This window comes from Novipirellula sp. (assembly GCF_041583735.1).
Lineage (GTDB): Bacteria > Planctomycetota > Planctomycetia > Pirellulales > Pirellulaceae > Novipirellula.
The window spans coordinates 1-3526 of the sequence record NZ_JBFHFD010000791.1; the positions used below are offsets into that span (position 1 = coordinate 1).

At 55.4% G+C, this 3526-nt stretch carries 5 protein-coding genes; all 5 read right to left on the reverse strand.

Annotation, left to right across the window (positions count from 1 at the left end):
* Positions 1 to 66: 66 nt before the first annotated feature.
* Positions 67 to 561, reverse strand: coding sequence for a YraN family protein (locus ABX962_RS32785; protein WP_372725900.1), 495 nt, complete (start codon positions 559 to 561; stop codon positions 67 to 69).
* A gap of 146 nt (positions 562 to 707) precedes the next feature.
* Positions 708 to 1064 carry a 50S ribosomal protein L19 gene (gene rplS / locus ABX962_RS32790; RefSeq protein WP_040766013.1) on the reverse strand — a complete coding sequence of 119 codons (357 nt, stop codon included), beginning with the start codon at positions 1062 to 1064 and terminating at the stop codon, positions 708 to 710.
* 26 nt (positions 1065 to 1090) lie between these two features.
* A complete protein-coding gene (trmD, locus tag ABX962_RS32795; RefSeq protein WP_372725901.1) occupies positions 1091 to 1795 on the reverse strand; it encodes a tRNA (guanosine(37)-N1)-methyltransferase TrmD in 705 nt (234 codons plus the stop codon).
* A gap of 15 nt (positions 1796 to 1810) precedes the next feature.
* On the reverse strand, positions 1811 to 2221 hold the full coding sequence (gene rpsP, locus ABX962_RS32800; RefSeq protein WP_372725902.1) for a 30S ribosomal protein S16: 411 nt from the start codon (positions 2219 to 2221) through the stop codon (positions 1811 to 1813).
* Between the two features lie 134 nt (positions 2222 to 2355).
* The coding region (locus tag ABX962_RS32805; RefSeq protein ID WP_372725903.1) for a signal recognition particle protein at positions 2356 to 3526 on the reverse strand (1171 nt) is incomplete at its 5' end.

A 3526-nucleotide genomic window follows, 5' to 3' on the forward strand; every position in this document is an offset into this window, starting at 1 on the left:
ATGTCTCCGCAGTATAACCAGTCAAACGTGATTCGGCGTCACTTCCCCCCGATGTTGTCGGGGCTACTAAAACAACTGAAAATCGCCAGCGGCTTCAAAGGCGGCTTCGTAATGCTCGATTTTCTCAGGCTCTGCCAATCCGCTGGGCCACCAGACTGCGACGACGTCAAAGCGACATCGCGAACCGAGCAACTTCTTTCGCTTCAAGTACCGCAGCGCCGCACGCGTGATCCGGCCCTGCTTTGCTTCGTCCACTCGCTCGGCCGGATGCCCTGGTTTGGCTGTCGAATGCGTTTTGACTTCGACAAAGATGACGACTCGCGACTTGGGGTCTACGGCGATCAAGTCGATCTCGCCACCGCGATCCGATTCGCTTTCGGCAACCACCACCAATCGCTTTTGACGCAGCAACCGTGCCGCCGCCTGCTCGCCCCGCTTGCCCACTGGCGCGGACAAATCGATCACACCGTAACGGTATTCGAGATAGCGATCACGCAGACGATTCAGCAGCGTCAGCACCGCAGCAGCCCTCGGAAAACGAAAAAAGCGACAGAGCATCATTCTAGACGCTCTATCGCTTCGTAAGTTTAAAATTTGCGGGGTGGGGGGCAGACTTGATGCCGATGACAGGCTGGAAGCCTATCCCACATTGCTCACAGGCTGGAAGCCTATGCTACGTTTCGACAGGCTGGAAGCCTATGCTACGCTTAGCTGCGGCGACGCTCTTTCAAGCGAACTGCCTTACCGACGCGATCGCGAAGGAAGTACAGCTTCGCACGGCGAACCACGCCACTGCGTTTGACTTCGACCTTTTCGATGCGAGGGCTGTGGACAGGGAACTTACGCTCCACACCCTGGCCCGCGACGATGCGGCGAACCATGAACATTTCGGTCGAACCGCTGCCGCTGCGACCGATCACAACGCCACTGAAGACTTGGATTCGCTCTTTTGCACCTTCAAGAATCTTCAAGTGCACGTCGACGGTATCGCCGATTTCGAATTGTGGCGGGTTCTCTTTCAGAGCGGTCTTTTCGACCAACTCCATGATGGATGATTGACTCATTTGTATTGCTCTCTTCGCAAAAAGATTTAGTTGTTTTCGTTATCCGGCCCCAGCAGATCGCTGCGCCGTTTTTGAGTTCGATCGAGGCTTTGCTGGTCCCGCCACTTGGCAATCGCCTTGTGGTCACCGCTCAGAAGAACGTCGGGAACCGCGTGGTCGCGGAACTCTCTTGGTCTGGTGTATTGAGGAAACTCGAGCAACCGATTTCCGCGGCTGAACGAATCATCAATGCTGCTGTTCTCGTCACCCAGCACGCCTGGCAAAAGCCGGACGACTGCGTCAACGATTACCATTGCCGCGACTTCGCCTCCGTTTAAGACAAAGTCACCGATACTGACCTCTTCGGGTTGCAAAATATCAACCACGCGTTGGTCAAATCCTTCGTAGCGACCACAGAGCATTAACACACGCTCACTTGTCGCAAAATCCTCTGCCATGCGTTGATCAAAGCGTTTCCCTTGAGGCGTCAGCAAAATTCGCCGAGCCGGTCGGGGATCCATCGCTTCGACACTGTCGACACACGTTACCGTCGGTTCGACTTGGATCAGCATCCCTGGTCCGCCCCCGAAGGGACGGTCATCGACTTTGCGATGCGGCGTGTTTTCGGCCCAATCCCGCAGGTTATGCCGGTGGATTTGAACCAATTCACGCTGAATCGCTTTGTCGAGCAGACTCTGAGTCAGGTAGCCATCAAAAATCGCGGGGAACAGTGTGACGATGTCCAGTCGCATAGCGCAGGACCTCTATCACTCGCTCGCGGATTCTTCAGCCGCAGGAGCTTCGGCTGCGGGTGCTTCGGCCGCAGGCTCTTCTTTCTTCTTCGCTGGCTTCGGTGCTTCCGGAGCAGGCGTGTAGTTCTTACGCGTGCCCAATCGCGCACGTGCAGCTTCTTGCTTTTCAAGATGGCTGCCGTTGGTGCCATACTTTTTGATGAAGGTCGCAACGCCTTCGCTTGGCTGAGCACCGACGCTCAACCAATGGTCGATACGGTCTGACTTCAGCGTCACCCGTGCATCGGTCTCGGGGCACATTGGATCGTAATAGCCAACTTCTTCAATCACACGACCGTCACGAGGACTGCGTTGATCCATGACACATACACGAAAAAACGGGCGGTGAGTCCGGCCCATCTTCTTCATACGAATTCTTACTGCCATTAACTGCTTCTCAATTGATACAGGGTTTCACTTCTAGTCAGACTGCCTAGGGTGGAAAATGCTTTTTCCACGCCGGGTCGGTGCCAGAACGTACTGGCATCTTCTTACTTCATCTGAATTGTTGGTGCGGGAATCTAGCCTTTGCGTTTCATCTTTCGCAACATCTTGTCGCGTTCTTTCTTACGCTTCTTTTTCTCGGCTGGCGAGAGTCGTTCGCCGGTCCCTTTTTTGACTTTCATCCCGCCCATGCCGGGATTGTTCAGCATGCCACTGCTCTGCATCTGCTGCATCATCTTCATCCGTCCGCCGGCACCTTGGCCCATCATGCCTTGCATCAGCGGCTTCATCATCTCGAACTGCTTGACCAACTGGGTGATCACGGGCGACTGAACCCCGGCCCCTTTGGCGATCCGCGTTCGTCGATGAGCGTCAATCAGCTTGGGATTCCGACGCTCTTCCATCGTCATGCTGTTGATCGCGCCGATGGTTTGGCGAATTCCGCCCGCAGCCTCGTCGCTGTCCATCATCTCTTTGAATTGGCCCATCCCAGGCATCAGGCCCATCATCTTGCCCATCAATCCGGGCTTGGCGACCTTTTCCATCATGTTTTTGAAGTCATCGAGCGTGAAATCGCCCGATGCCATCTTGGCCTCAAGCTCTTCGCGTTCGCTTTCATCGACAATCCGGTGAGCTTCTCGAGCGGCGGCGACGATATCGCCCATCTGCAAAATTCGGCTCGCCATCCCTTCGGGACGAAACGGCTCGAGCGCATCAAAGTGTTCGCCCGTTCCGATAAACTTGATCGGCACTCCGGTGACATGCTTGACCGACAACAACGCACCACCACGCGCGTCACCATCAAGCTTGGTCATGATCACGCCATCCAGCTCCAATGCGTCATTGAACGCCCCGGCACTGTTGACCGCATCTTGTCCGGTCATCCCGTCGACGACCAGATAAACCTGGTCGGGACCGACCTTTTTGTCGATTTTGGCCAATTCGGCCATCAATTCATCATCGATCGCCAAGCGGCCGGCGGTATCGAGGATGACGACGCGAGCCCCTTCGGCTTTTGCCTTGGCGACCCCGTTCTGACAAACCTTGACCGGATCCTTGTTGTCGGCTTCGCTATAGACCGGAATGTCTAATTGGCGGCCAATGACGTGCAATTGCTCGATTGCCGCAGGACGCTGCAAGTCGGCCGCGACCAGCATCGGCTTGATGTCTTGTTCTTTGAGCAGCTGCGAAAGCTTGCCACACGTCGTCGTTTTACCACTTCCCTGCAAACCGCAGAGCATGATGATC